The sequence below is a fragment of the Rhodococcus sp. GQ147 genome (genome assembly GCF_059759155.1).
In genome coordinates this window covers 1-23,517 of the sequence record NZ_JCAXDU010000029.1, presented here as the reverse complement: position 1 = coordinate 23,517, position 23,517 = coordinate 1, and the positions used below count along the sequence as shown (strand labels likewise).

At 67.0% G+C, this 23,517-nt stretch carries 26 protein-coding genes and 1 pseudogene; 15 read left to right on the top strand and 12 right to left on the bottom strand.

Features of this window, described 5'->3' with window-relative positions; translation table 11 throughout:
* Positions 1-198 precede the first annotated feature (198 nt).
* The 9 genes from AC6CID_RS23445 to AC6CID_RS23405 all read left to right on the top strand — a co-directional run bounded on the left by AC6CID_RS23445 (position 199) and on the right by AC6CID_RS23405 (position 6,307).
* Positions 199-879, top strand: a complete 681-nt coding sequence (locus AC6CID_RS23445) for a metal-dependent transcriptional regulator (protein WP_081263500.1) — start codon at positions 199-201, stop codon at positions 877-879.
* Between the two features lie 109 nt (positions 880-988).
* Positions 989-1,366 carry a BlaI/MecI/CopY family transcriptional regulator gene (locus tag AC6CID_RS23440; RefSeq protein WP_033098566.1) on the top strand — a complete coding sequence of 126 codons (378 nt, stop codon included), beginning with the start codon at positions 989-991 and terminating at the stop codon, positions 1,364-1,366.
* Positions 1,363-1,797, top strand: a complete 435-nt coding sequence (locus AC6CID_RS23435; RefSeq protein WP_006554186.1) for a hypothetical protein — start codon at positions 1,363-1,365, stop codon at positions 1,795-1,797. Before AC6CID_RS23440 ends, AC6CID_RS23435 begins: the two co-directional genes overlap by 4 nt.
* The gene (locus AC6CID_RS23430) at positions 1,758-2,279 is read left to right on the top strand and encodes a M56 family metallopeptidase (RefSeq protein ID WP_162273076.1); all 522 of its coding nucleotides are present in this window, start codon (positions 1,758-1,760) and stop codon (positions 2,277-2,279) included. The genes AC6CID_RS23435 and AC6CID_RS23430 overlap by 40 nt, the downstream gene beginning before the upstream one ends.
* A gap of 196 nt (positions 2,280-2,475) precedes the next feature.
* The gene (locus AC6CID_RS23425; RefSeq protein WP_006554188.1) at positions 2,476-3,075 is read left to right on the top strand and encodes a cadmium resistance transporter; all 600 of its coding nucleotides are present in this window, start codon (positions 2,476-2,478) and stop codon (positions 3,073-3,075) included.
* Positions 3,076-3,133: 58 nt separating this feature from the next.
* On the top strand, positions 3,134-3,496 hold the full coding sequence (locus AC6CID_RS23420; protein WP_081263498.1) for an ArsR/SmtB family transcription factor: 363 nt from the start codon (positions 3,134-3,136) through the stop codon (positions 3,494-3,496).
* Complete coding sequence (locus AC6CID_RS23415; protein WP_033098567.1) at positions 3,493-5,451, top strand: heavy metal translocating P-type ATPase; 1,959 nt, start codon at positions 3,493-3,495, stop codon at positions 5,449-5,451. Before AC6CID_RS23420 ends, AC6CID_RS23415 begins: the two co-directional genes overlap by 4 nt.
* Entirely contained in the window at positions 5,448-5,963 is a 516-nt protein-coding gene (gene lspA, locus AC6CID_RS23410) for a signal peptidase II (protein WP_051121673.1), read from the top strand. The genes AC6CID_RS23415 and lspA overlap by 4 nt, the downstream gene beginning before the upstream one ends.
* Entirely contained in the window at positions 5,960-6,307 is a 348-nt protein-coding gene (locus AC6CID_RS23405; protein WP_033098568.1) for a DUF3703 domain-containing protein, read from the top strand. Before lspA ends, AC6CID_RS23405 begins: the two co-directional genes overlap by 4 nt.
* Before the next feature lie 447 nt (positions 6,308-6,754).
* On the opposite strand, the gene AC6CID_RS23400 is transcribed toward AC6CID_RS23405, so the two are convergent.
* The 6 genes from AC6CID_RS23400 to AC6CID_RS23375 all read right to left on the bottom strand — a co-directional run bounded on the left by AC6CID_RS23400 (position 6,755) and on the right by AC6CID_RS23375 (position 12,013).
* Complete coding sequence (locus tag AC6CID_RS23400; protein WP_039958570.1) at positions 6,755-7,567, bottom strand: SURF1 family cytochrome oxidase biogenesis protein; 813 nt, start codon at positions 7,565-7,567, stop codon at positions 6,755-6,757.
* Positions 7,555-8,109, bottom strand: coding sequence for a DUF6308 family protein (locus AC6CID_RS23395; RefSeq protein ID WP_006554193.1), 555 nt, complete (start codon positions 8,107-8,109; stop codon positions 7,555-7,557). Before AC6CID_RS23395 ends, AC6CID_RS23400 begins: the two co-directional genes overlap by 13 nt.
* On the bottom strand, positions 8,106-9,080 hold the full coding sequence (locus AC6CID_RS23390; protein WP_138941583.1) for a DUF8453 domain-containing protein: 975 nt from the start codon (positions 9,078-9,080) through the stop codon (positions 8,106-8,108). Before AC6CID_RS23390 ends, AC6CID_RS23395 begins: the two co-directional genes overlap by 4 nt.
* A 240-nt stretch (positions 9,081-9,320) precedes the next feature.
* The gene (gene arsA, locus AC6CID_RS23385; protein WP_006554195.1) at positions 9,321-11,117 is read right to left on the bottom strand and encodes an arsenical pump-driving ATPase; all 1,797 of its coding nucleotides are present in this window, start codon (positions 11,115-11,117) and stop codon (positions 9,321-9,323) included.
* 54 nt (positions 11,118-11,171) lie between these two features.
* The gene (arsD, locus tag AC6CID_RS23380) at positions 11,172-11,567 is read right to left on the bottom strand and encodes an arsenite efflux transporter metallochaperone ArsD (protein ID WP_006554196.1); all 396 of its coding nucleotides are present in this window, start codon (positions 11,565-11,567) and stop codon (positions 11,172-11,174) included.
* Positions 11,568-11,596: 29 nt separating this feature from the next.
* Complete coding sequence (locus AC6CID_RS23375; protein WP_006554197.1) at positions 11,597-12,013, bottom strand: arsenate-mycothiol transferase ArsC; 417 nt, start codon at positions 12,011-12,013, stop codon at positions 11,597-11,599.
* 64 nt (positions 12,014-12,077) lie between these two features.
* Here AC6CID_RS23375 and AC6CID_RS23370 point away from each other — a divergent pair, with 64 nt between their 5' ends.
* Genes AC6CID_RS23370 through AC6CID_RS23355 form a run of 4 tightly spaced genes read left to right on the top strand, consistent with a single transcriptional unit; the run spans position 12,078 to position 14,738 of the window.
* Positions 12,078-12,485: an ArsR/SmtB family transcription factor gene (locus tag AC6CID_RS23370; protein ID WP_006554198.1), complete on the top strand. Its 408-nt coding sequence runs from the start codon at positions 12,078-12,080 to the stop codon at positions 12,483-12,485.
* 35 nt (positions 12,486-12,520) lie between these two features.
* Complete coding sequence (gene arsB, locus AC6CID_RS23365) at positions 12,521-13,561, top strand: ACR3 family arsenite efflux transporter (protein WP_006554199.1); 1,041 nt, start codon at positions 12,521-12,523, stop codon at positions 13,559-13,561.
* 25 nt (positions 13,562-13,586) lie between these two features.
* A complete protein-coding gene (locus AC6CID_RS23360; protein ID WP_006554200.1) occupies positions 13,587-14,237 on the top strand; it encodes an arsenate reductase ArsC in 651 nt (216 codons plus the stop codon).
* A 45-nt stretch (positions 14,238-14,282) separates the two neighbouring features.
* Positions 14,283-14,738: an arsenate reductase ArsC gene (locus AC6CID_RS23355; protein ID WP_033098575.1), complete on the top strand. Its 456-nt coding sequence runs from the start codon at positions 14,283-14,285 to the stop codon at positions 14,736-14,738.
* Positions 14,739-14,766: 28 nt separating this feature from the next.
* On the opposite strand, the gene AC6CID_RS23350 is transcribed toward AC6CID_RS23355, so the two are convergent.
* From AC6CID_RS23350 to AC6CID_RS23335, 4 genes are all read right to left on the bottom strand, one after another.
* Positions 14,767-15,744, bottom strand: coding sequence for an arsenic resistance protein (locus AC6CID_RS23350; protein WP_064061720.1), 978 nt, complete (start codon positions 15,742-15,744; stop codon positions 14,767-14,769).
* An 83-nt stretch (positions 15,745-15,827) separates the two neighbouring features.
* Positions 15,828-16,595 (bottom strand): MerR family transcriptional regulator, encoded by a 768-nt coding sequence (locus AC6CID_RS23345; RefSeq protein ID WP_039586197.1) that lies wholly within the window; start codon positions 16,593-16,595, stop codon positions 15,828-15,830.
* 60 nt (positions 16,596-16,655) lie between these two features.
* Positions 16,656-16,973, bottom strand: coding sequence for a DF family (seleno)protein (locus tag AC6CID_RS23340; RefSeq protein ID WP_006554203.1), 318 nt, complete (start codon positions 16,971-16,973; stop codon positions 16,656-16,658).
* Positions 16,974-16,991: 18 nt separating this feature from the next.
* A complete protein-coding gene (locus AC6CID_RS23335) occupies positions 16,992-17,879 on the bottom strand; it encodes a helix-turn-helix domain-containing GNAT family N-acetyltransferase (RefSeq protein ID WP_064061719.1) in 888 nt (295 codons plus the stop codon).
* 100 nt (positions 17,880-17,979) lie between these two features.
* Between AC6CID_RS23335 and AC6CID_RS23330 the strand changes: the two are divergent.
* A pseudogene (locus tag AC6CID_RS23330) lies at positions 17,980-19,193 on the top strand (NAD(P)-binding domain-containing protein).
* A 176-nt stretch (positions 19,194-19,369) separates the two neighbouring features.
* Complete coding sequence (locus tag AC6CID_RS23325) at positions 19,370-19,753, top strand: hypothetical protein (RefSeq protein ID WP_065996612.1); 384 nt, start codon at positions 19,370-19,372, stop codon at positions 19,751-19,753.
* Between the two features lie 987 nt (positions 19,754-20,740).
* Here AC6CID_RS23325 and AC6CID_RS23320 read toward each other — a convergent pair.
* Together AC6CID_RS23320 and AC6CID_RS23315 are read right to left on the bottom strand one after the other, a co-directional pair.
* On the bottom strand, positions 20,741-21,649 hold the full coding sequence (locus tag AC6CID_RS23320; RefSeq protein ID WP_498354572.1) for a hypothetical protein: 909 nt from the start codon (positions 21,647-21,649) through the stop codon (positions 20,741-20,743).
* Positions 21,646-22,635 (bottom strand): hypothetical protein, encoded by a 990-nt coding sequence (locus tag AC6CID_RS23315; protein WP_019290647.1) that lies wholly within the window; start codon positions 22,633-22,635, stop codon positions 21,646-21,648. The genes AC6CID_RS23320 and AC6CID_RS23315 overlap by 4 nt, the downstream gene beginning before the upstream one ends.
* Positions 22,636-23,517 lie beyond the last annotated feature (882 nt).

The window sequence follows — 23,517 nt, the reverse complement described above, 5'->3', positions numbered from 1 at the left end:
ACGCACACATCTGGCATGCGCCGCTGAGCATCATCACGTGGCAGTCCCACAGCGCCTGCAAATTCGCAATCATTTCCTGCATGTTTCACCTCCTCCTCGATCGCGATGCGCCGCTTTCGCGCATCTACTATCTCCGTACGTAGATAGTAGATGTAGACGGGAACGCTGGTCCTGGGCTCGTCCAGCAAGGAAGCGTTCATGCCGAAAACGACCGGTTCACCTCCGCTGTGGCGCCCGTGGCGGGTTCACCACCTCGAGGCGGTGGAGGACTACCTTGCGAGCCTCTACCGTCGGAGCGGCCGCTGCGAAGAAACCTCGACCACGGCGCGGGCAGCCCGTCTGGGCTGGAGGCTGTCAGCAGTGTCAACCATGCACCGACGCCAGGGGGCCGCCGATCTGATCGTCCGCCCCACGGCGCACCGAGCGGAGTTGACCGGCCACGGCCGACAACACGCGAGAAACGTGGTGCGGCGGAACTGCCCGGTGAAGACCTTCAGGGCACCGGAGTTGTCCCTGCTGTGGATCGAACTCCCGAGAGAGGCCGACCGGCTCGAGCATGTTGTCGGCATACTGTTCGAGGTCCGACTCGTCCGGGTCCTGGGATATCCGCGGTCGAACCCGTTCGGCAGTCCCATCCCGTTCCCGACCGAAGACCGCGCCGAGTCGTGGCCCGATCTTCTGACCGCCGTCCTGCCCTGTCGACGATTCACCGTTCGGCGCATCGCCGATCACGACTCGGTGGCGCTCGGACTGCTGACCGGAGTCCACATCGGCCTGCACACCGTCCTGACCGACGTGGTGCTCGATCCGGTCACCGACCTGGTGCACTTCGACACCGCCGGCCACCGGCACATCCATCCGCTCGGTTGCGCTCAGTAGGTGCACGGTCGATCCGGGTGATCGGGAGGGTCAACGGCGGTGACCGGCCGCGGACGCATCCGGCCCGCCTTACCCTGGGAGAACGGCAGACACGAAAGCGGAGGCAACGGTGCGGGTGAAGGGGTTCGGTGAACTCGAGGCCGTGGTGATGGACCGGATCTGGGAGCGCGAGGGCACCACCACGGTCCGGCAGATCTTCGACGCTCTCGCCGCGCACCGCGACATCGCCTACACCACGGTGATGTCGACGATGGACAACCTGTACCGCAAAGGGTGGCTGGCACGGGTCCGCACCGGCAAGGCATTCACCTACTGGCCGACACTGAGCCGGGAACAACACACGGCTCGGCTGATGCGCGAGGTGTTCGACGCGGGCGGGCAGACCGATCTGGTCTTGACCCACTTCGTCGAGCAGATGAGCGCGGAGGAGTCGGCGAGCCTGCGCCAAGCACTGCGTCGACTGTCCGGCGGCGAGGACACCGCGTGATCCCCGTCCTCTGCCTGCTGCTCTACGCCGCCGCCGTCGCGGTGTTCGGTCCCGTGGTCCTGGCACGGCTGACCGCCGCCGGGATCGCCCCGCGCCTGGGCGTGGCCGCCTGGCTGAGCGCAATCACAGGTGTGTCCGTCGCCGCAACCGCTGCCGTGGCGATTGCCCTCGTCGACGTGCTCGGCAGAGGTGGTGACGCCGCTCGATGGATCGTCGACTGTGTCGGCGCGCTCTCGACAAGCGTCGGCGAGCACTCCGGCGCAGACATGCGTCTGCTGTCGGGAATCGTATTGTCCGGGGGGCGGCCGTGGGGGTCGTCGGGGCGTGGCGGATCTGCCGGGGTGTGCAGCGCCGCCGAGCCCGCACCCATGAGCACGCCCACCTGGCCCGGATGGTCGGACGTCGCATCCCCGATCTCGACGCAGTGGTGATCGACTCCGAGGAACGAGTGGCGTACTGCATAGCCGGACGCGAAAGATCGGTGGTGATCACCCGTGGCGCGTTGGCGGTGCTCGATCCCCGGCAGCTCGCCGCCGTCCTCGCGCACGAGCGAGCCCACCTCGGCGGCCGCCACTCGCTGGTGCTCGATGTCGTCCACAGTGTGGCAGCGGCACTGCCCGGGGTTTCCCTGTTCCGGGTCGGCGCCACCGAGATCGGGCGTCTGTTCGAGATGTGCGCTGACGACGTGTCGGTCCGCGGACAGGGAAGGCGGGCCCTCCTCGGCGGTTTGCTCGCCTTGGGTGGGCATCCGGCCCCGGAAGGTACCCTCGGCGGCGGCGGTGGGCTCACCGCCCGCGCCGCGCGGCTGGTCAGCCCGCCTCCGCCGCTCGTTCGTCTCGGCGTCACCGTCCTGCTCGGGGCCGTCATCGTCACTGTCCTTGCGGGGCCGTTGATGTGCACCTTGATGGATTGAGGCGTTGGGCGGCACCCGAGGTCCCGGGGGCCGGGGGCCGGCGTGGCCGAGGGCGATCCCACCAGGGCGGCGACTCTGTCATCGTCGAAACCCGATATAATCCCCTTCAATCGATTATAGGTGTGCGCCGAAGCGTTGCTGTCTTCCCGGATCGCTCGTAAGCGGACGGGTTCGGGCGCCGGGTCGAAAGGTGCTCATGAATCTGCTCGCGTCCGTCCTGCAGGCGGTCGGCCTGTTTCTCGTGACCAATATCGACGACATCATCGTGCTGTCGCTGTTCTTCGCTCGAGGAGCCGGGGTTGGGGGCACCACCACAGCGATTTTGGTGGGACAGTATCTGGGATTCGGCGCCATCCTCGCCGCCTCCGTTCTGGTCGCAGTGGGGGCGACGACCTTCTTGCCGGAGGAGGTGATCGCCTACTTCGGTCTGATCCCTCTGCTTCTGGGTGCGTACGCCGCATGGCGGGCATGGCGGGGGCGAGGGGAGGACGACGAACAGAAAACCGCCGGTAAGAAGGTCGCGGTAGGGACGGTCGCCGCGGTTACGTTCGCCAATGGAGGCGACAACATCGGGGTCTACGTCCCGGTGTTCGTCACTGTCGGAGCCCCCGCGGTGGTGGCCTACTCGATCGTCTTTTTGGCCTTGGTTGCAGTTCTGGTCATCGCGGCGCGCTACCTCGCCACCCGCAAGCCGATCGCCGAGGTTCTTGAGCGCTGGGAACACGTGCTGTTTCCGATCGTGTTGATCGGTCTCGGCGTGTTCATTCTCGCCGAGGGTGATGCATTCGGGCTGTGAGGATGCCCGCCGGTGACCCGACCTATTCATATCGTTGAGTGCCGGTTATTATCGTCATATGACGATCAATGATGTGGGTTGCCACGCCCGCGAATCCGTGGATTCGGCAGTGGCGTTGTTCCACAGCCTCTCCGACGGCACCCGCCTAGCCATCGTGCGCCGGCTCGCCGGCGGTGAAGCCCGCGTGGCGGATCTGGTGGGCGCGCTCGACTTGGCGCAGTCGACGATTTCCGCGCATGTGGCGTGCCTGCGGGACTGCGGTCTGGTGCAGGGCCGACCCGAGGGCCGGCAGGTGTTCTACTCGCTGACCCGACCGGAACTGCTCGATCTGCTCGCCGCGGCCGAAACCCTCTTGGCCGCGACGGGCAACGCCGTCGCGCTGTGCCCGAACTACAGCACCGACACCGGGGAGAAGTCGTGAGTGACGCGTGCGGTTGCGGCCACGACGAACCCCGCGTCGAGGGTGAGGAAGACCACGAGCCCGACAAGTGGTGGCAGGTCACCGAGATTCGGGCGGCCGCCGTCGCCGGGCTGCTGCTGGTTGCCGCCCTGGTCGTGGGGTGGACCGACGGCCCCCACCCGGTGAAGCTGACCCTCGAAGCCCTGGCGCTGATCGTCGCCGGCTACACCTTCGTCCCCTCCACCCTCACACGCCTGGCCCGCGGCAAGATCGGGGTCGGCACTCTGATGACGATCGCCGCCGTCGGCGCCGTGCTGCTCGGCGAGGTCGGCGAGGCCGCGATGCTCGCCTTTCTGTTCGCCATCAGCGAGGGCCTCGAAGAGTACGCGGTCACCCGCACCCGCCGCGGCCTACGCGCCCTGCTGAATCTGGTGCCGGACACCGCCACCGTCCTGCGTGGCGGTCGTGAACAGACCGTCGCCCCCGCAGAGTTGGTGCTCGGGGAGATCATGATCGTCAAACCCGGGGAGCGGCTCGCCACCGACGGCACCATCCGCACCGGCCGCACCGCCCTGGACACCTCCGCGATCACCGGCGAATCCGTCCCGGTCGAGGCCGCACCGGGCTCCGAGGTGTTCGCCGGCTCGATCAACGGCACCGGCGTTCTCGAGGTCGAGGTCACCGCCGGTGCGCAGGACAACTCGCTGGCCAAGATCGTGCGGATCGTCGAGGCCGAGCAGTCCCGCAAGGGCGAGGCCCAGCGTCTGGCCGACAAGATCGCCAAGCCTCTGGTTCCGGGGGTGATGGTTGCCGCGGCGCTGATCGCCGCGATCGGCAGCGTGTTCGGCGATCCGCTGGTGTGGATCGAACGCGCCCTGGTGGTGCTGGTCGCCGCGTCCCCGTGTGCGCTGGCCATCGCGATCCCGGTCACGGTGGTCGCCGCGATCGGCGCCGCGTCCAAGCTCGGTGTCCTGGTCAAGGGCGGTGCCGCCCTCGAAGCGTTGGGCCGGATCCGCACCGTCGCGCTGGACAAGACCGGCACCCTGACCCGCAACCGCCCCGAGGTCATCGACGTCGCCACCACCGGCGGCGCCACCCGCGGCGACGTCCTGAACGTCGCCGCCGCCCTCGAGGCCCGCAGCGAACACCCCCTCGCCGCAGCGATCCTCGCCGCCGTCGACGACTACACCCCGGCCGAGGACGTCGATGCGGTCCCCGGGGCCGGACTGACCGGACACGTCGGCGGCATCCCCGCCCGGCTCGGCCGGCCCGGCTGGATCGATCCTGGCCCCCTGGCCGCGGATATCGAGCGGATGCAGCACGCCGGAGCCACCGCGGTGCTCATCGAATGCGACGGCGCCCTGATCGGCGCGGTCGCGGTGCGCGACGAACTGCGCCCCGAAGCCCGCGACGTCGTCGCTGAGTTGCGCCGCGACGGTTACACCGTGGCGATGCTCACCGGCGACAACGAGCGCACCGCACGAGCGTTGGCCGCCGCCGTCGGCATCGACGAGGTCCACGCCGATCTGCGTCCGGAGGACAAGGCCCGCATCATCGACACTCTCCGCGGTACGCGGCCGACGGCGATGGTCGGCGACGGCGTCAACGACGCCCCGGCCCTGGCCACCGCCGACCTCGGGATCGCGATGGGCGCGATGGGCACCGACGTCGCCATCGAAACCGCCGATGTCGCCCTGATGGGTGAGGACTTGCGGCACCTACCCCAAGCCCTGCAGCACGCCCGACGCTCCCGGACGATCATGTTGCAGAACGTCGGCCTCTCGCTCGCGATCATCACCGTCCTGATGCCCCTGGCCCTGTTCGGGATACTCGGGCTGGCCGCCGTCGTCCTGGTCCACGAGATCGCCGAGATCATTGTGATCGCCAACGGGGTGCGCGCCGGACACGCCCGGAGCCTGACCGCGACAACAGAATCGACAAAGTCATCCGTGCCGGTCGCCGGAGCTCGGTCATGACAGATAAGGACAACTCCGTGTCGTCCGTAGTGCCCGTGGGCAGGCGGCGTTGCGGCCGAGGTATTCTCGTCGTGCTGGTGGGTGCCCTGGCTGCGGTCGCGTTGGCCCTCGATCCGGTGGCGCGCGACGCGCTGTCCGGTGGGCGGGCAATCGATTTCGGGTTGTTGCAACTACGGTTGGCCTACAACACCGGGGTCGCGTTCAGTCTCGGTGACCAGCTCCCCCCTACCGTCGTTCTTGCCGTCACCGCTGCCCTCACCGTGACGATCGGCGTGTTCGCCTGGCGCACTGCACTCGACAGTCCACTGATCCAGACCATCGGCCTGGCCGCGATCGTCGCCGGCGCCACCGCCAACGTCGTCGACCGCTTCCTTGATGGCAAAGTCACCGATTATTTCCACACCGGGTGGTGGCCCACCTTCAACCTCGCCGACACCTACATCACCTGCGGTGTTGTCCTCGTCGTCGGCGCCCTGCTTCTCGCAACCTCCAACAGGGACCACATCTCATGAGTCGAATGCCCGAACAGCTGCGCACCCTCTACACCGCGGAGATGACCGCCGCTCGACATAGCAGCGACGATGTCAGGCGCTGGCGCCACCTCGAACGCGCCCACATCTTGTCCCAGCCCTACCCGTGGCCGCACACCCGCAACCACCTCGCCATGTTCACCTTGGCGCTGCGCCAGCGTGATCGCCGCGAGGCTGTGGGCCAGGTCGTGCGGATTCTGCTCGCCGCTCCCGGCTCGGCGCTGGGCCGCTACCCTCAAGGCAACACCGGGCGTACTTCGGCGGGGCTGATGACCCCGATGCAGGTCCCGGAGGATCTGGTTTCGATGCTCACTCGACCCACCTGACACCGCGCCTCTCGCTGCGATTGAGTCAGACGGAACAACAAGTCCGGTAGTGCACCGTCTTCCTCATCTACTACTTGCTGTCCGAGTTCGAAAGGGGCCAGTCAGGGACCACCCGCACGTTGTGCTGCGCAGACACGGATTATGTTGAGGTCCGGGCAATCATGTGGCGGCCAGAATCGCAGGACTCGACTTGCCCTCATACCGTCGAACCGAGGTGAACGAGTCCTGCGACCTGACTCTCCCTTCCCTCAGAAGGGAAGAAAACCTTCCGTCTCATTCTACAGAGCAGATCCCGAAACCGGCACGGCACTTTGTGTGCTGGAACTTTTTTGCTCGAAGCATGAGGAACCGCTGGGCGTTGATGCTGAAATGTGCGCGGTCCAAAGATGGCCGTCGCTGCCCGCGTAGCTCGTGGACTGTCGAATCGGAGCACAACGTTGGGCTCGGTTACCGCGGCCGGCCGTACCGGGCGGCGAGACTCTCGCTCGCGGAGAGCGGCGTCTCGTCGTCGGTTCGGGTGGCCTTCACCTTGCGGCGTTCCCTCAACTCCGCCCACACGAAATACCCCAGTCCCATTGGGGCCATGATCCCGAACGCGAGCCACTGCAGCCCGTACGACAGATACGGACCCGCATCAAGTTGGGGAAGTGGGATGACTCCGAGCCCGCCCGGCTGGTGAGCATCGAGTTGTAGGTAGACGTCTTCGAGTTCGAGACCCGTCACAGCCGCGACCTGCGGCGCGTCGATAAAATACACTTGCTGATAGCCCGCGTCAGTGAAGGGCTCCTTGCCGTCCATTGTGCCTTGGGACTTGCGGATCCGAGCATCGAGCGAGACATTTCCGCCCGGTGCGGCGGGGATTGCGGGGACCTCGCTACCGCGTACCGGACGCACATAACCTCGATTGACGAGAATCGTCCGACCATTACCCAGCGCAAACGGCGTGAGCACTTCGTACGCGGGTTGGGATTCGACGCTGCGCAACCGGACGAGCACATCAGAGTCGGGCAGATACGAGCCCTGCGCGACGACCCGCCTCCACTCGTCGTCGATCGTCGCACTGTCACCGCCGAGCAGCTCGGCGACAGGGACCGGGTCCTGCGCCATCGATGCCGAGATCCGCGCATTCCGATCCTCGGTGCTCGTGTTCTTGCTCAGCTGCCACGGGGCGAGCAGGGTGAAGCACCCATACGCGAAACCGACTACCACCACGGCCAGAATGAACCAGCTCGGACGGAGAAGAAACATCACACGGCGCACTTGTTCACGGTAGACCCCAGAGTGGACTCTTCTGCCATCGCATCCCCTCTCGACGCGCTCAACGCCCAGCTGCTGCGGCGCCTCCACCTCGACCTCACCCACCTGACCTTCGAGTCGAGGATGGGGAACAATCCGGGGCGTTTGAGGTGGAGCACCTTGCTGATCTTGGCTACCCCCACGCGCCGGGGCGCGGCCGTGCGGAAATGGTCGTAGAGGGCTTCGGCCCGGTCGTAGAGCTCGCCGCTGATGTTCGGGTCGGCCTCGACCAGTTGTGCTTCGATCGGCGCCGCCGCCCACGGGGCGTCGACGGCGGTACGGATGAACCAGTCGAGTTGGGCGTGGCTGATGCGGGAGCGCACCTTGTGGGTGCGGGCGATCTCGTCGGCGGTGATCTCCTTGAGTGCTCCGGGTCCGGGCAGGTCGTAGCGGGCCACGGTCACCGCCGGATAGCCGTGGGCCTTGGCGGTCGCGGTGTCGATGTCGATGCTGCGTCCGGCGATCACCAACACGGTGGCCCCGTCCTCGCCGCGGGTGCGGTTCATGGCTTCTGCCGCCCGGCCGGGTCCGGGTCGGTGTCGTTGATGCCTCCCAGATCGGTGTATGGAGTCGCAGCGGACGTGTCTGCGGTCGTCGCAGCGGCGATTTCCGTCGGGTCCGGCCGGCTCGAGATGCGGATCGTGCGAGCGAGTGCCCGCAGGTCCTGGAGCGAGCGGATTCCGTCCGGGACGCTGTCGTCACCGGGTGACCGTAAGGCGTTCGAGTTCAGCGGGTTGGTGGCATGCCGCTCTTCTCCATCCTCGTCCGCGTACGGAGAACGGTCTCCGAGCATCTGGCGGCTCAATTCGCGCATCTGGCGACATTCCTCGATCTTTTCGACGGCCTGCTGTGCTCGGATCTTTTCGGGCTTGAGGTACTCCTCGATCCGTCCGATGTCCGTGGCGAGGTGCGCCATCGCGGGGGCGATCTTCTCCAATGCCTGTATTGAGCGTTTCTGCAGGGAGTGCAGTGAGTCCGAGTGCGTCGAGAATGTTCCCCACCTATGAACGCTCATGTCGAGCACGAACGTGTCGCTGTAGGTATCACGCTCGTTGGGGGCAGATCCGTAGGTGATGGTCACGGTGACTCGATCGGGGATCTGTTCATCGTTGCGGATGGACCGGTCGGGGTCGTCCGGGTCCTCTTTGCCGATGAAATAGATGTTGAACAGTTCGTTACCGGGCATGAAGGTGGGGATGGGGTCGGCGTAGCGCTTGAGGAGGAATGCGATGATGCTCGGCTGGCCGCTGTGGGTAGGTTGCTCAGCCAGTGGTGGGTCGAATTCAACCTTGACGTTGTACGCCACCGAGGGTCCGAAGTTGCGTACGACCAGAGACGCCGTCCGAGCAGATAGTTGAGGATCGATCACCAATTCAGCACCGACCATCGGCCGTGATCGGTCCCGACTGTCACGCTTCGTCGCCCGCAACGTGCGAACAGCCACGAAAGCTGCGGCGACCGCCGCCGCTGCGGCCACGACCGTCGCACCACCACCGACAGCCGCACCCACCGCGGACACAAGATCGGTGGTGTCGGACGCAAGGACAGTCGGCACAGTTCTTCTCCACGGGTATTCAGGCGGCAGGGTGGGCGATAATGTCCGATACATCGTCGCAGCATCGAGTTTCAATACTCGAGCGGCGAGTAGCTCCCGATTCTGGGTAGACCTGTGGACGGACTTCCGCGGGAGAAGTTCCGCTGAATCCTCTACAGGTAGCTACTGCACCGGCGACGGTTCCGGACGCAGTTCGGCCAAGGATCCCACCGCGGTGATTCCGACGGGTTCGGTGGTGGATAGCGGAATCACCGCGTACCGGTCGGCAAGCTCACCCCGGACCTTGTCGATCTGCTCGAGTTCGGCTACGGCCCGCCGGCGGAGCAGCGGTGCGGTGGGCTCCGCTGCGGCAAGAGAGTTGTTGACCACCCACGCCCACGGCTCGATACCGGCGCGTCGCAAATCGCCCTGCAGACCGGCGGCCTCGAGCACCGGAGTGGTCTCGGCGAGCGTGACCAGCACAATCTTGGTCTGTGCCGGGTCCTGCAGCCGCATCAAAGGAGTGGTGAAGCGTCCGCCGTCGCCCATCTGCCGGGCGATCTCACGGTGATACGAGCCGGTCGCATCGAGCAACAGCAAGGTGTGACCCGTGGGGGCGGTGTCGACGACGACAAACTTGCGGCGTGATTCGTGGATGACCTTCGAAAACGCCTGGAACACCGCGACTTCTTCGGTGCAGGGGGACCGCAGATCTTCGGCGAGGGTGGCGCGGCCGGCGTCGTCGAGCCCGGCGCCCTTGGCGGCCAGCACCCGGTTGCGGTAGGCCTGACTGGCCTCATGGGGGTCGATGCGGGAGACCTCAAGATGGTCGAGTTCCCCGGCGAGAGTGTCGGTCAGGTGCGCGGCAGGGTCGGTGGTGGTCAGGTGCACGTCATGGCCACGGCGGGCCAGTGCCACCGCGATCGCGGCGGCGACGGTGGTCTTACCGACCCCGCCCTTGCCCATGCACATCACCAAACCGTGCCCGTCGGACTCGATCTCATCGACCAGATCCGCCAGGGAAGCATCGGTGACCGCCGCGACGTCCGGATCGACGCCGACGGCACTCGAGGCCGTGGTGATGTCGAACAGGGTGGCCAGAGCGTCGAGACCGACCATGTTCACCGGCTTGAGGGCGACCAGATCCGTGGGCAGCGCCGCGATCGCGGCGGGAACCGCGGCGAGCGCCGCCTGTTCGCGGTGATGCACGGCGGTGGCCAGCTGATCGGTGTCGTCGACGGGGGCGGGCAGCACGCCGTTGACGACCACATGCTGTCTCGTCATGCCGATCGCGGCGAGTTCGTCGTGGGTGCGGGCGATTTCGGTCAGCGCAGAGCGGTTGGCGCGGGCGACGAGCACCAGGCGGGTGCGACCGGGATCCGACAGCGCCTCGACCGCGCCGGCGTACATGGCCTTCTGCTTGTCGAGGCCGGCGAGCGGCCCGAGGCAGGACGCGTCGCCCTTGCCGTTATCGAGGAATTCGGTCCAGTTGCCGGGCAGCTGCAGCAGCCGGATGGTGTGGCCGGTGGGGGCGGTGTCGAACAGCACGTGATCGAACCCGGCGACCCGGTCGTCGGGATCGGTGAGCAGCGAGGTGAATTCGTCGAACGAGGCCACTTCGGTGGTGCACGAGCCGGACAACTGTTCGGTGATCGACGCGATCTCCGCGTCGGGCAGCAATCCGCGGACCGGGCCGACGATGCGTTCACGGTAGGCGGCGGCGGCCTGTTCGGGATCGATCTCGAGCGCCGACAACCCCGGCACCGCGGGGATCTCGGTGATCGTGTTGCCGATGCTCAGACCGAAGACCTGCCCGACGTTCGACGCGGGGTCGGTCGAGACCAGCAGCACCCTCTTGCCGGCTCGGGCCAGGCGCAGCGCCGACGCGCACGCGATGGAGGTCTTGCCGACCCCGCCTTTGCCGGTGAAGAACACGAACCTGGGTGGGTCGGTCAGGAACGTCGGGTCGGTGGCAGTCATGGCAGCAGATACTCCTCGTCGGACGGATCGGCGGGCGGGTGCGGATCTGGGTGGTCAGCAGCAGGTGGACTCGTCCGGTGTGCAGCACGAGTCGTTGTCGTCGGCGAGCCCGAGCATGGTCACCCCGGACGGCGCTGCGGCGGGAACATCGAGTCCGGCCCACGTGGCGAGCTCGGCGCGGGTCGGGTAACGCCCGGTGGCGACGGTGACGTCGTCGACGAGCACCAGCGGAAGACCGTCCGATCCGGCAAGTTCGAGGAACTTTGTGACGGTCTCGTTGTGCGCGAACGCGAGCGGGTCGTTGGCCAGATTGTGGCGGGTGATGGTGGCGCCCTGCCCGGTCAGCGCGGCCATGTCGGCGGTGAAGGTGACCAGGTTCTGGTCGAGGTCCTCGCCGCACACGCCGGTGTTGCAGCACAGGGCCGGTTCGAAGACTGCGATCGTGCTCATGGTGTTCTGCTCCTGGTTGGGGTAGGTGCTCAGCGGGTCGCGTCGAGTAGCCGGGTGGCGAGTTCGTCGACGCGGGTGGCGATGTCGCCGCGGACCAGACGCATCCGCTCGATACCGTCGACGCCGCGCTCGGACGGCTCGTCGATGTCCCAGTTCTCCACGACTACGCCGGCGGGCGCGTCGACGTGGGCTTCGCCGCCGAGGGTGACGACGAGGTCGACCTCGGACAGCAGCTGCGGATCGATCGGCTTGGGGTACTCGCCCGCGGTGGGTGCCCCGACTTCCTCGAGAACCTGCATCGACAGGGCGTTGAGCGACGAGCCGGGCGTGGTGCCGGCCGAATGGACAACGATCCGGTCGCTTGCGGTCTTGCGCATGAGGGCGGCAGCCATCTGGGATTTGCCGCCGTTTTTCACGCACACGAACAGCACCGAGGGTGTGGGCACGAGGGGTGGTCCTTTCCGACGGACTCGGGTTGACGATTGAATTGATAGAAGTCAATATAGACGTATGTCGAATCAGATGTCGAGCGAGGCCGAGCTGTGCTGCCCTCCACTCTCGCGTGAGCCCCTGACCTCCGATTGGGCCGGCGACCTGGCCCGCATGTTCAAGGCCCTCGGCGATCCGGTGCGCCTGCGCATGCTCAGCATGATCGCCAGCCACCAGGGCGGCGAGAGTTGCGTGTGCGACATCAGTCCCGCCTTCGACCTGTCCCAGCCCACCATCTCGCACCACCTCAAGGTGCTGCGCGAAGCCGGACTGCTCGACTGCGAACGCCGCGGCACCTGGGTGTACTACCGGGTGATCCCTGCCGCGCTCGAGCAGTTGTCCGCAGTGCTGGCCACCGAATCGGGGGTGCTACCCGGATCGACCTGTGCGTGCACCCCGGCCGAACCTCATCAGGAGACCGTTTCGTGACCACCACCACCGAAAACCGTTCTGTGGCAGGAAAAATGTCGACCCTCGACCGCTTCCTGGCCGTGTGGATCGGCATCTCCATGGTCGTCGGCCTGCTGCTCGGCCGGATGATCCCCGGGCTCGGCGACGCTCTGAGCGTCCTCGAGATCGACAACATCTCGCTGCCGATCGCCCTCGGTCTGCTGATCATGATGTATCCGGTGCTCGCGAAGGTGCGCTACGACCGTCTCGACACCGTCACCGGCGACCGCAAACTGCTGATCTCGTCGTTGATTCTGAACTGGGTACTCGGCCCGGCGCTGATGTTCGCCCTTGCGTGGTTGCTGTTGCCGGATCTGCCCGAGTACCGTACGGGTCTGATCATCGTCGGCCTCGCGCGCTGCATTGCGATGGTGATCATCTGGAACGACCTCGCGTGCGGCGACCGCGAAGCCGCCGCGGTGCTGGTCGCGATCAACTCGGTGTTCCAGGTGATCATGTTCGCCGTCCTCGGCTGGTTCTATCTCTCGGTGCTGCCGGGATGGCTCGGACTCGAGCAGACCGCTTTCGACGTCTCCCCGTGGCAGATCGCCAAATCGGTGTTGATCTTCCTCGGCATCCCGCTCGTCGCCGGTTTCCTGACCCGGCACTTCGGTGAAAAGGCCAAGGGCCGTGACTGGTACGAAGACACATTCCTGCCGAAGATCGGACCGTGGGCGCTGTACGGGTTGCTGTTCACGATCGTGCTCCTGTTCGCGCTCCAGGGCGAGCAGATCACGTCGCAGCCGTGGGACGTCGCGCGGATCGCGTTGCCGCTGCTCGCCTATTTCGTCCTCATGTGGGGCGGTGGGTTCCTGTTCGGCGCCGCGATCGGTCTGGGTTACGAGCGCACGACCACCTTGGCGTTCACCGCTGCGGGCAACAACTTCGAACTCGCTATTGCCGTGGCGATCGGCACCTTCGGTGTCACCTCGGGTCAAGCTCTGGCCGGTGTCGTCGGTCCGCTGATCGAAGTGCCGATCCTCGTCGCCCTCATCTATGTCTCGTTGGCGCTGCGCAAGCGTTTCAAGAGTTCAAATACCCCTGCTGTGCAGTAAAAGTCGATACGCCAGGAGGCGACCGATGTCTTCACACCCCGCACAACCGGAACTGCTCATGCCTCAGGCGGTGCTGCAGCGTTCCGCCGAGCACCTCGCCGACAAGTACGCCGGGGTGTTCTCCCCGCAGACCGTGGAACGGATGGTGTTCGAGTCGTACGCTGCGCTGCGCCGCACCGCCAAGATCCACACGCACCTGACCGCCCTGGCCACCCGGTTCGCCGGCGAACGCCTCACCGCGCTGGCACAAGCCGACGGTGCGATCACCAAGGACGTACCGGAGGTGCTGTTCGTGTGCGTGCGCAACAGCGGCCGCTCCCAGATGGCGGCGGCGTTGCTCGCCCACCACGGCGTCGGACGCGTGCATGTGCGCTCCGCCGGATCGGCGCCCGCATCGTCGATCCATCCCGTTGTCGTCGAGGCGATGGCCGAGATCGGGCTCGATCTCGGCGCCGAATACCCCAAACCGCTCACTGATGATGTGGTGGCGGCCGCGGACGTGGTGGTCACCATGGGCTGCGGTGACGCCTGCGCGGTGTATCCGGGCAAGCGCTACCTCGATTGGTCGCTGCTCGACCCGGAAGACGAGTCGCTCGAGGCGGTGCGCGGCATCCGCGACGACATCGATGCCCGGGTCCGTGTCCTGCTGACCGAGCTCGGCGCTGTCTCTGTCTGATCTTGTCTCTGCCTGACCTTCCTCTACGAAAGGACGTTCCACTTCATGACCACCCACTCCGCCACCGATCGCACGCCGTCGGTGCTGTTCGTGTGCGTGCACAACGCCGGCCGTTCCCAGATGGCCGCCGGGTTCCTCACCGCCCTGGCCGGGGATCGGATCGAGGTCCGCTCCGCCGGCTCCGCTCCGGCCGCGCAGGTCAACCCCGCTGCGGTCGAGGCGATGGCCGAGGTGGGGATCGATATCTCCACGCAGAATCCGAAGATCCTCACCGTCGACGCAGTGCAGGCCTCCGATGTGGTGATCACCATGGGGTGCGGCGACACCTGCCCGGCATTCCCGGGCAAGTCCTACCGGGACTGGGTGCTCGAGGACCCGGCCGGGCAAGGGGTCGAGGCGGTGCGGCCGATCCGCGACGAGATCAAGGCCCAGGTCGAGGCGCTGATCGCCGAGCTCGTTCCAAACGTCGCCCGCGCATCAGCGTCCCCGCACTGTCGATGACCTGATCATCGACAGTGCGAGCGATGCCTCACGGCAGAGATGCTGTCGGTGTGTCGGGAACCATGCGTGGCACGAGCCGGACGTAGAGGACCATGCCGACGAGCTCGACCAGGGTTTGCGTGACGACGATGACGGGGGTCAGGGCATAGCCGGCCGGTAAGGCGAGCGCGAGCGGAAGTACCACGAGCGAATTGCGGGTGGCACCACTGAAGATCAACGCACGTGAGCGGCCGACGTCGAACCGGAACACTCGTGCCGCGATGAATCCGAGTCCGGCCATGAGAATCAAGAAGGCGGCGTAGACGGGGATGACCGTGCCGACGTGGTGGAGTTCGTCGCGAATTTTCGGGATCTGACCAGCCACGACGACGAACAGGGTTCCGGCCATCAGTGGAACCATCGCCGCGGTGAACGCGGTGGTGAGCACGACACCGACACGGCGCCGTGCAGCCAGGGCCTGCGTGACCCACGCCAGGGCGAGCGGTGCGACGATCAGGATGAGAAACGCCTCGAGGAACGGTGCGACGTCGACGATATCGGTGAGCTCTGATCCCATGAACAGCCACAACAGCAGCGGCAGTGCCGCCATCTGGGCGAACATCAGCAGCGGTGAGGCGGCAAGCAGTCGCCTGCTGTCACCTCCGGCGAGACCGGAGAACACGATGACGTAGTCGATGCAGGGCGTGAGCAGGGTCAGCAGGATGCCCAGCAGCACGGCCTGCGGGAATGTCACCACCAACGTCAGGGCGGCGACGACGAGCGGGACGACGACGAAATTGAGAACCAGGGCCGCGGTGAGGAACCGGCGGTCGCGGACGGCCTCGGCCAGTGTGGTGAACGGCACCTGCAGGAAGGTGGCGTAGAGCAGTGCCCCGAGCAGCGGGTAGATGCTCGCTTCGAACACCGACGAGGAATCCGGCAGGGTCAGTCCCACGACGGCGCCGGTCACCAGGGCACCGAGGTAGACGAGGATCTGGTGGCGTTCGAGCCACTGGGTCGCGGACATGCGCTGGTAGAGGCCTTTCGAGGCGGGTCGAGCGAGGCAGCAGTGGGGACCGGCTGTGAAAGCCAGGGATGTGGGACCGGTGGTCAGCGAGCAGGTGGGGCGCTCGTGCCGTCGCCGAACAACGCGCGCACCATTTCTGCAGCCGCTGCCGGTGCCCCCACGTCGAGGATCACTTCGGTACCGCGCAGATGCAGGTCGAATTCGTAGAACGGGCAGCAGTGCTGCTCGGCGGCGGCGAGTTCGGCGAGTGCACCGACTCGGTCGATGGGCAGGCGCAGTCGCACATCCGCCGGACCGGGTTCGCGGACAACGTCGACGAGTACCTGCTGCCACCGGTGCACACGTTCCCCGTGGTCGGCGGCGTCGAGGGAGCAGGCAATCGGCGGGTCGGCCGGCACGGTGATCGCCGCGCCAGGCGCAGCGAAAGGAGGGTCGACGACCTGGGTGCGGGGCTGCGGCGCAAGGAATCCGCAGCCGGCATCGCACGGCTCGGCGCGATCAGGCAGGTCGTCGAGCTGGGCAAGAGCATGCCGAAGCGTGTCGGTGAAGGCGGCGAGTTCCGCGGTCCGGGTGGCGGCCTCGTCCAGGCGAGCGGCCATCTTCGGGCGTAGCTGCGCACGGACCTCGGCGCAGGGATCGTGCTCCCACACCGCCAGTAGTTCGCGGATCTCACCCAAGGGGAGTCCCACGTGCTTGGCCGCCTGGATGAACGCAACGCGGTCGACATCCCGATCTCCGTAGACGCGATATCCACTGTCGGTGCGCCCCGCCGGGACCAGTCCTGCGGATTCGTAGAACCGCAAGGTGGTGGCCGGGACACCGGTGTGTTCGGCGAACTGGGAGATCAGCATCGTGCTCACTCCTCGACGGTAAACCTTCGAGTCGACTCGAAGGTCAAGCCCGACACCGGCTCAGCCCTGCCGACCTTCGACCCGGCGGAGCACGTCGATCAGCTCCGCGGTGCTCGGGGCGCCGCCGGGTCCGTCGGCGGTGCGGTAGACGCGGCAGGTCAACCCGACACCCTCGGTGGGACCGAACGGGTCGATCCCGTCGATGCGGATCGTCGGGGAGCCCGCGAAGGCGGCGCGCTCAGCAGCCTCCGGGGTCTCGATACGGCGCAGCCGGATCGGGGTGCCGGCGTTGCCGGTTGCGGCCAGGGCCTCGGCGAGGCGGTCGCGGGCGAGCTGCCAGTTCGGGCAGCCGTCGAAGTACAGCAGTTCGATATCCATGGCGGTCGGTCCCGTTCGTCAGTGGTTGTCAGCGGCGGGAACGGACTCGGAGCGGCGTTCGAGCAGTACCGTATCGCGCCACACCCCGGCGAGTTTGCCGATGCGTTCGCGCACACCGACGGTGCGAAACCCCGCCGAATGGTGCAGGGCGAGGCTGGGACGGTTCTCCGGGAAGATGGAGGTCTGCAGCGTCCACAGTCCGGCCTGATCGGCGGCGATGACCTGGGTACGCAGCAGCGCTTTGCCGACCCCGCGTCCGCGCATGCCGTCGCCGACGTACACCGAGTTCTCGGCCACCCCCCGGTAGCACTCGCGCCCCGACACCGGGCTCAACGCTGCCCAGCCGACCACCTGGCCCTCGATCTCGGCGACCCACCGATGCCCGGGCAGCCACTGGTCCTCGAGGACCTCGCGGGTGGGAACCTCGGTGGTGAACGTTGCGGTACCGGTGGCGATGCCCTCTCCGTAGATGCGGCGCACCGCCTCCCAATCGCGGTCGGCGAGCGGGCGCACGCTCACGTCGGCCGGGACGTCCTCGGGGCAGCACGGCCGTGCGGTGAGCACACCCATGACCGCGTCGGCGGCACTGGGTAGGTCGCTGCAGCAACTCGGGTTGACCATCACCACGGTGCTGGTGCCGTGTTTGCCGGTGGTGACGAAGCCGACGTCGGCGAGCTTGCGGACGTGATGGGAGATGGTGGGCTGGCCGATCCCGAGGATCTCGGCGAGTTCCCCGACGGTGATGCCGGCCGGGCGGGCGGCGACGTGGTGCAGCAGCCGCACCCGGGTGGGCTCGGCCAGGCAGGCGAACCACCCGGCGTAGGTGGCCGCGTCCTCGGGGCTCAGGGCGTCGATGTCCACCTCCGCGCCGGGGATGGCCGGGGTCGGCAGGCCGAGTGATGTCATACCCCCACTATATCGATCGGCATCGATGGCTGCATTCATCGATGCCCATCTATATTCTGGCGGCAGCTTAGATCGATACCCATCGATGAAAGGATCTGTTATGAGCGAGTTGCCCGTCGTCGTGGTGGGAGCCGGACCGATCGGCCTGGCCGCCGCCGCTCACCTGCGTGAAGGCGGCCTCGAGCCGCTGGTACTCGAGCGGGGTACCAGCGCCGGAGCCGCCATCACGCAGTGGCACAGCGTCCACACCTTCTCCCGCTGGGCCGAACTGATCGACCCCGCAGCCCGCGTCTCCTCGACACCACCGGCTGGAGCGCCCCCGGCGTCGACTCCTACCCCACCGGCCAGGACTGGGCCGGCCGGTACCTGACCCCGCTGGCCGACGCCCTCGGCGACGCGGTCCGGCTCGACCACCAGGTCATCGGCATCGCCCGCCGCGGCCGCGACCGGATCGTCGACGCCGGACGCGACACCGAACCGTTGTCGGTGCACGTACGCCACCGCGACGGCACCGAATCCCGCCTGCTCGCCCGCGCCGTGATCGACGCCTCGGTCACCTGGGACACCCCCAGCCCCCTCGGCGGTGAAGGACTGCCCGCCCTGGGCGAGCGCGCCGCCGCCGAGAAGATCACCTACCGCGTCCCGGACCTGGGCGAGGACGCGGTGCGCGCCCGCTACGCCGGCCGGCACACCGTCATCGCCGGTAGTGGCCACTCAACGCTCAATGCCATCGTCGCGCTGGCCGAACTCGCCCGCACCACCCCCGGCACCCGGCTGACCTGGGTGCTGCGCCGCGGCGACGTCGGGCTGCGCGCCAAGACGGCCGTCGACGCCGGACTCCTCGAGGTCGTCACCGGCTTCCGCACCGCCGCCGTCGAACCCACCACCGACGGTCAGCTCACGCTGGTCTCTGACACCGGCGCCCGCATCGACGCCGTCGGCGAGGTCATCGCCTCGACCGGGTTCCGCCCCGATCTGTCGTGGCTCTCGGAAATCCGCCTCGACCTCGACCCGGTCCTGCAGGCCCCGACCGCGCTGGCCCCGCTGATCGACCCAAACGTGCACTCCTGCGGCACCGTCTATCCGCACGGAGTCGCCGAGCTCTCCCACCCCGAACCCGGCTTCTACGTCGTCGGCATGAAGAGCTACGGCCGGGCCCCGACGTTCCTGGCGATGACCGGATACGAGCAGGTCCGCAGCATCGCCGCCGCCCTGGCCGGTGACCACGACGCCGCGGCCCGGGTCGAGCTGACCCTGCCCGACACCGGGGTGTGCGGCGGCGCCGGAGTCTTCGACGAATCGACCAATCCCTGATCCCCCGCTCCCAAGGCCATCACTCGTATCGCAGTCAGATGCGGCGCCGACGCATCGATGCCCGCCTCGTACATGTCGGTGACTGATCGAGCGCTGTGCGTGCGCCTGTAGCTTCCACCGCCGACCAGCTGTCCGAAGGAAACCTCCAAGTCCCGGTTCCCGGTTATCCGGAGATAGTGACCGAAAAGCCGGGTGAACTGATCCGGGGAAAGGCTGATCGCTATGTCGTTGTCGGCTACGTCGTGTCGTCCAGCCGTGCGAGCACCCGTGACAATTACATCGGCGCCCAGTGTGCCTGCGGCACTGGCCAACGCAGCCGCTCGATGGCGGTCGGCGATCGACAACTCATCGTGGCCAGCGGCTACCTCACCACGGTGATGGTCGAGCTGCGAGTAGACACCGAAGAAGTGTCCTGTGGCGCCCAGCACCTGGTCAACGCCAACAAACCCCTCCACCCCCACGACCGAGGAGTCACCCCTTCGGGGAGCCTCGTCCACGGTAGTGAAGTGAAAGCGGTACCACCGGTCGATGCCGAGAGCATTCATCCAATCGGATGGTGAATCGTCGTCGTTCTGAACGACAAGGCAGGACTCGATCTCGCTCCTCGTCAAGAGCGCTACCAGCGCCTCCACCGAGGATTGTTCGAGGGTGCCAGTGTCAACGAGAACTCTGATCTGACGAGTCGCCGGTTGTAGGGGATACAGCGGAACGCTCTCGCGTCCAGGAGAACTGACAGGTGGTCGAACGTAGCGGACGAAACGATGATTGGGGAGACCCCGGGGCACAATCAGCGGCACGATATTAGATTCGCATCTCCTGGCCCCGGGACCATCCAGCGACATCGCCGTCGGCGGCACATCACGTGAATAATCTGTGATCACCTGGTGTAAGTCGCTGGACCTGGCACCTGACGTAAGTGTCGATACTGATGGTGACAGTCCGGAGGCACGGGAGTGTCCGAGCGGGCGGGGATGTCGTCCCCATATCGTGCCGCCGCCGGTTGATGTCGGTGTCTGGTTCACCGGCTCCACGACCGTACCGACAAGGCGTTGCAGAAGCTCGCGGTGCCGGCCGGATGCTGCGCGAGGCAGGTGGGCAATGGGCTACGCCGCCGCAGCGTGCTGGCACGAAGTGGACGGGGAAGGGATCGGGTGCATTCGGTCGCCTCTCGGCGAAAGGCGCAACACGGCTCCAGCCGAACGGAACTCCGTGAAGGCAAAGGGTTGAGCCCGGGGGACACGGAAACGCACCCGATCCGGACAGTGCAACGCGCCCCTGCCTCCGGCTATTCCCGGCGCGAGTTGTCGTGGGCACGATAGCGTGAACTGCACCAGTGGCTCGGACCCAGGCTTTCTGATCCGCGTCGATACCGATGCGTGCAGTGCGTGCGATGCGTGCACGCATCGCGAGCCATGCATGCACCGTGGGTCGCGGACAGCGTGCGAGGTCTGGGGCTCCTCTCGAACAAGGAATGCCGGGCTTACAGCTCCAGGTCGGGGCCAGCCTGGGGACTGTGGTCGGGTGGCTCCGGCTGGGCCGGGGTCGTACTACCGCCGGGTGTACCGGGCTTCGAGCGTGGTGGGTGACCCGGACACGGCGGCGCGCAGAGCCGACAGCAACGCCTCCTGTCCGCTGGGATCACGAGCGATCTGCTGCGCGGTGCCGGTGCCGGTGTCGCTTGGCGGTCGGGCCGTGTGGGGGTCGACCACGTAGCGGCGAATGAGACCGGACAGACGCGCCGGGGCGATAGTCAGTCCGTCGATGCGCTGGCCGCGGTCGAGCATGGCGACCAGCTCGTGCAGAGCCCGGGCTGCGTCCTTGCGGGCACCGGTACGGGCGGTGTGCAGCTTCCAATCGGGAAACCGGTCTCGGTGTTCATGGGTGATCGACAACAGGGTGCACAGGTCGGCGATGTCCTTGGCGGCGAGGCGGCTGCGCCAGGCGAGCGCCTTGAGCACCACCGCCTGCTCGACGCCGGGCACCGGCACCTCGAAACGCAATGTCTCGCCGGTCGTCAGGCGTGCCCGCACCCGCACCTGCATCGGGTCGGCGGCGAGCGCGAGGGTCAGCCCGGGGGTGGCGTCGAAGCCGCGCCCGGCGTACTCGACGCGTTCGATCCGGCGACCACCGGTGCCGGGAACCAGGAGATCCACGGACAGGGGAGTGTCGTCGCCGGAGGGTGCCTCGTAGTGGTTGCCGGTCACCAGCCGATAACCACGGGCGAGTAGCGCGGTGTGGAAGGTGGCGTCGGCTGCGGCGACAGGGTCCATGCCGGCATCGGCGTCGGCGGTGACCCGGGCAGCGGTGTCGGTGGGGTAGAGGCGACCGAGCAGGTGCACCATGTGCCCGCCAACGACCCGATAGTTGGCCCCGGCCGCAGCGGCGGCGAGATCGGCCAACGCCCGCAGGCCGCGGTCGGCGGCATTCGACGCGGCGAGGATCTCCACCTCGGTCACAGAGCAGCCTTCTGACGGATCGTGGCGAACACATGATCGGCGGCTTCGGCGGCATCAGCGCCACCGGTGCGCAGCACATCGCCCGCAGTGATCAGCGGATCGGCCAACAGCACTGGCTCGCTGATCTCCGCGGTGCGCCACAGGGTCGGATCGGCGGGGACCTGCACGGCCATGGTGTGTTCGGCCTCGGTGGCGGGACTGAAGCCCGCGGCGGCGAGGTCGACGAACCGATCGGTGTAGAGCATCGCCCGGGTCGGCAGCCGCCATGGGGCGTACACATCGGCCGCGGCATCGCCGCTGACCAACACTGCCACATCCTGCCGGGCGCAGAAGTCAACAACGGCGGTGGCCTGGGCAATCACCGGATCCAGGCCGTACCAGTAGGTCACGGCGCCACCGGGACCGGGATAGCCGGCCAGATAGTCCGCGAGCAACTCCTCGGGGGATGCGGCGAACCAGCCGTGCTCGGTGCGCCGCACCGCCTGTAGCTGTTTGAGGGCGAATGAGACTGCCTGCTGGGAGACCTCCAGTGTCTCGGCGAGCCGGTGTTGGGTTTGCGCCCTATCCGAGAGCAGCAGGACCCGGGCCAGAGCCCAGCGCACCCAGGGTTTGCGGCCCCGGGCAGCAGATGCGGCAGGGGATGTAGGGGTTGCGTTTTCGGTCACGTCGTAGCGCGCGCCGGCGAATACGAGTAGGTCTTCGTCCACGGCGATGAGATCGATTTCGCCGTTTGTCGCGAGAGTGCGCAGATGCGCCGTGGCGTGTGGGGTTACCACGAGCACGCGCCGGGCTGGGCCCGGTTCGGCGAGCAGCCGGGCGAGGACCGTGGGGGTGGGTGGCCGCCGGGATATGCGCACCCGGGTCGGCAATTCCCGGCCGTCGGGCAGAGTCAGGTCCCAGGCGTCGAGGGAACCGGAGACAAGGCGGATGCCGGCACGACGCAGCAGCGCGATCGCGCCGGAGAGAAGCTGTGATGTTTCGGCCATGCTCGTCCCCTCGACGTGTACAAGCTTAGATGAGAAATCCTACTTTATCTTGTATTAGCTGCTAGAGCGTATAAGAATGTCGAAGTTCGCCCGGTCGCTGGTCGACTGGAGGCACGAGCGGGCACCGAACGGTGGAGCGGCTCGGCGCCGGCGTGCCTAACGTGACGGTGTCCGGTTCTGGTCCACCCTTCCGTGACGATCCAGCGGCGGGGTCGGTATCACCGGTTGTCGGGGTGAGACGGTCGCCGGGTCCCGATCCAGTGAATACCGTCGGGGCCAGGCGAATACGGGTGCGGCAGGTAGCTGGGACAGAACTCGCCGGTGTGCCAGGCGCTCGCGACTGTCTCCGGATCGTCGGGTGCGAAACCTGCTCGGATTGTGGGCAGGTGTTCGCGCCAACCGACCAGGCCGGAGTCATCGCGACCCCATACCCGCACCACCAACGTCATGACCGAATCCGCCCAGCTCAGCCGTTCGATCTCGTACACCCCAGTGTCCCAGGATCGTGCCGACAGATGTCTGGTCAGCGCGGACAAAAAGCGCATATCCTAGTCCGCTTGTTCGAAGTCACCGTGCCGGACGGTCGGCAGTTCCTCACCGACGTCGCTGGTGCTGTAGTACTCGTGGCGACCGTTGTTTCCGGTGCCTCGGTTCCGGTCCATGGCCGAAGTCTGCCAGGCGGAATTGCCAGGATCCCTACCCTGAGTCGCAGTGTCGCACCATCACACACAGTGGTCCAGAACCCGGTTTCCGACCCCACAGAGGATCCCCGGTAGCAACTCGCACGTGCCAGCTGTCGACCGTCGCGTAATTCCCCAGGGGTTTCCGTCATGGAATTCCCCATGTCCGGGTGTGCTGAGTCGAGGGTAGCCGGGCCGGTGC